Origin of the sequence: Novosphingobium sp. B-7, from assembly GCF_000410615.1 — a bacterium.
Classification (GTDB): Bacteria; Pseudomonadota; Alphaproteobacteria; order Sphingomonadales; family Sphingomonadaceae; genus Novosphingobium; species Novosphingobium capsulatum.
Genome location: NZ_KE148517.1, coordinates 15,806 through 19,243, shown reverse-complemented (window position 1 = coordinate 19,243; position 3,438 = coordinate 15,806). Strand labels below are relative to the sequence as shown.

The window sequence follows — 3,438 nt, the reverse complement described above, 5'->3', positions numbered from 1 at the left end:
GGGCGCCGTATCGGCCAGCGGCGCGCCAGCATCCCAGCCCGGCAGCGCCTGCCACGGCTTGCCCCCGGTGCGGAACGAGAGGCCCAGCACAGTGCCCACGGCAATGCCGATGAACAGGACCGCCCCACGGTCCAGCACCATGATCCATCTGCGCTTGCCCAAGAAAACCGTCCTGCCTTTCTACCGCCCGCTCCCTATGGAGGGCAGCCAAGGGCGTCAACGGCTTCGCGGTAATCAGACTGCTGCCTTGCGATCACCGAACCTCGGATGAATGAAGGGCAGCGGGCGCAATCGGCCGCAGCGCCATCAAGGCATTGAGCCGGGCGCGATAGGCGGCCAGTTGCGCCGGATCGACACTGCGCGGGCGCATGATCATGCTGAACGAGCCGGGATCGACCACTTGGCCACCGCGATAGAGTTCATAGTGCAGGTGTGGCCCGGTCGACAGGCCGGTGGAGCCGACATAGCCGATCACCTGCCCCCGCACGACATGGGTGCCAGGCGCCACGGCAATGCGGCTCATGTGGCCATAGCCGGTGCCGATGCCACCCCCGTGATCGAGGCGCACATATTCGCCATGCCCGCCATGCCACCCGGCAAAGGTAACCGTACCGTCGCTGACCGCATGGATCGGCGCGCCCCAGGCCGCCCCGAAATCGATGCCGGCGTGCAGGCGCACGTAGCCCAGGATGGGATGGCGGCGCCAGCCAAAGCCCGAGGTGATGTGTCCATCCACCGGCGCGGCCAGCGCGCCGGCCGATGTGCTGCCCGCCATCGTGCCCTTCATTGCCTCGGGGCTCATGAATTCGCCCTGGTTGCCCCAGCGCAGCAATTGCGCGCGTTGCTGCGATCCCCGGCGCACCCCGGCATAGAGCAGATCACCCATCTGCCCCTGGCCATCGGCGGCGCGCTTGTAGGCCACCACCAGGTCGAATTCGTCCGTGGGAGCGATGTCTTCGAACGGCAGCACGGTATCGATCGTGCGCAGATAGTCCTGCACCGCCTGCGGGCTGGCCCCGGCGGCGCGGGCAGAGCGATAGAGGCTGCTACCGACAATGCCGGTCAGGCGCATCGGCGTGGTATCGACCGGGATCGCGCGCTGGTGCAGCGCCAGGCCGCCGCCTTGGCGCACGATATCGATGGCCAGGTCAAACCGCGCCCGTACGCTGAGCTTTTCCAGCGGGCGCGGATCGAACGGGTTGGCGTGGGCGCCCAGCGTCATCGCAAAGCGCGTGCCGGGCAGCAGTTGTTCGGGCGGCAGGGCGCGGGTGATAAGGCCCGCCACTTGCGCGGCATCGCTGCCGGCCAGGCCCGAGCGTTGCAGCATGCGCGCCAGGCTGTCATTTTCACCCAGCGTGGCGGTAAGGGCAATGGTCGCCCGTTCGGGCGCGGCGGCGAGGTGGATCACCCGCGCAGTGGCGGCAAAGTGGCGGCCGTTGCTGGCGCCCTGGGCCAACGGACGAATGCCTTGCGCGGCAAATTCCTGCGCCATGCCATCATCGAGCGCTTGCAGCGGCGCAGCCTGGAGCGGGGCGAAACTGGGCCATAGCGCCAGCGCGGCAGCGGCCAGCGTGGCACCAGTGGCCGCACCATGCAGCCAGCGGCGGCTGCCAATATCCTGGGCCAGATCGTGCACATGCAGCCAGCGCGCAGCCGCGCGCTCGATGCGCACGCACGCACCCAGCCAGCGGCGGGCAAACGGGTGGGGCGACTGGCGCCAATCAGGCGCACCGGGCAGGGGCGTACCGGGCAGGGGCGTACCGGGCAGGGCAGGGGTAACGATCGGGGCGCGGCGCGTGCCAAAGCCGCCAGGCACGGTGCTGCGCGCAAAGCCGCCGCCACCCAGGCCAGCGGCGCCGATGCCCTTGCCAAAGCTGCCGAAACTGTCGCTGGGCCCGTGCACGCCCGTGTGATTCCCTTGTCCAGGCCCATCCGGGCAAAACCCCTGCCTTCTCCCTGCCTCACCAGGGTTAACAGCCCGTAAAGTGGTGGGGCGGGGCTTGCGGATAGGCGCGGAACGCCGCAATCTGGAGCAACGAAGGGGGAAATCGAGCAATGTCGGAACCGGCCCTTGCGGTTGGCCAGGATGGCCACACGCATGAAACTGCCTGCCTCAACTGCGCCACGCCGCTGCTGGGCAGCCACTGCCATGCCTGCGGCCAGGCGGCGCATGTCCACCGCACGCTAGGGGCGTTTTTCCACGACCTTCTCCACGGGGTTTTCCACTTCGAAGGGCGCATCTGGCACACCCTGCCCATGCTCGCCTGGCGCCCGGGCGAACTGACCCGGCGCTATATCGACGGACAGCGGGTGCGCTTCGTCTCGCCCCTGGCGCTGTTCCTGTTCAGCGTGTTCCTGATGTTTGCGGTGTTTCACCAGATCAGTGGCGAATGGCACTGGAACCCCAGCGCGGCCGACAATGGCAAGAGCCTGGACCAGGGCAAGGCCGAAACGCAAAGCAAGCTGGCCAAGCTGGAAGCGCAGCGCGCGCAGTTGTTGGCGCAGCACAAAAGCACCGCAGTGATCGACGATCAGATCGACACGCAGAAAACCTCGCTCGATATCCTGGAAAACATGGCGCCCTCGGCACCGGGCAGCGGTACCCCGCGCGTGAGCAGCGACATTCCCGTGCTGGCCCACGTTCTGGAGGCATTCCGTACCAATCCGGGCCTGGCGCTCTACAAGCTGCAATCCTACGCCTATAAATACAGCTGGGCGCTGATCCCGATTTCGGTGCCTATGCTGTGGCTGCTGTTCCCGTTCAGCCGGCGCTTCCAGCTTTACGACCACACCGTGTTCGTCACCTTTTCGCTGGCGTTCATGACGCTGTTTTCCGTGGTGCTGATGATCGCCAACCGCATCGGCCTGCCCGGTGTGGCGCTGGCCACGCTGATCGTGCCGCCGCTGCATATCTATCGCCAGGTGCGCGGCACCTATGGCTGCGGTCGGGCAGGGGCGCTGTGGCGCACCGCAGCGCTGCTGGTCTTTGCTATGATCGCCCTGCTGCTGTTTGCGGGAGTGATCCTGGCGCAAACCAGCGCCGAATAACGCTGTTCCACGTGAAACGCCTGGGGAGACGTCTTGCCCGTGCCGATCCTGTTCCTGGCCGATCTGCCAGCCCCGGCCATGGCCACCTGGACGCGGGCGCTTGGAGCGGCGCTGCCCGATGATACCATCGTGGCCTGGAGCGGCGCGGAGGATACCCCGCCGCCATCAGCGCTACTGGCCGATATCACCGTGGCCGTGGTCGCCAATCCGCCGCCGGGGCTGCTGGCGCGGCTGCCGGCCCTGTGCCTGATGCAAAGCGCCTGGGCCGGCGTCGATGGTCTGCTGGCCGATCCTGCGCTGCCACCGGTCACGCTCGCCCGGCTGATCGATCCACAGCTGGCGGCCGACATGGCCGAAGCGGTGCTGGGCCATGTCTTGATGCTGCATCGC

At 67.5% G+C, this 3,438-nt stretch carries 2 protein-coding genes and 1 pseudogene; 2 read left to right on the top strand and 1 reads right to left on the bottom strand.

Annotation, left to right across the window (positions count from 1 at the left end; all coding sequences use genetic code 11):
* Positions 1-253 precede the first annotated feature (253 nt).
* Entirely contained in the window at positions 254-1,903 is a 1,650-nt protein-coding gene (locus tag H926_RS30395) for a M23 family metallopeptidase (RefSeq protein WP_022678456.1), read from the bottom strand.
* Between the two features lie 152 nt (positions 1,904-2,055).
* Between H926_RS30395 and H926_RS0123785 the strand changes: the two genes are divergently transcribed.
* Complete coding sequence (locus H926_RS0123785; RefSeq protein WP_022678455.1) at positions 2,056-3,048, top strand: DUF3667 domain-containing protein; 993 nt, start codon at positions 2,056-2,058, stop codon at positions 3,046-3,048.
* Positions 3,049-3,081: 33 nt separating this feature from the next.
* Positions 3,082-3,438: pseudogene (locus H926_RS34365) on the top strand (glyoxylate/hydroxypyruvate reductase A); the annotation flags it as partial.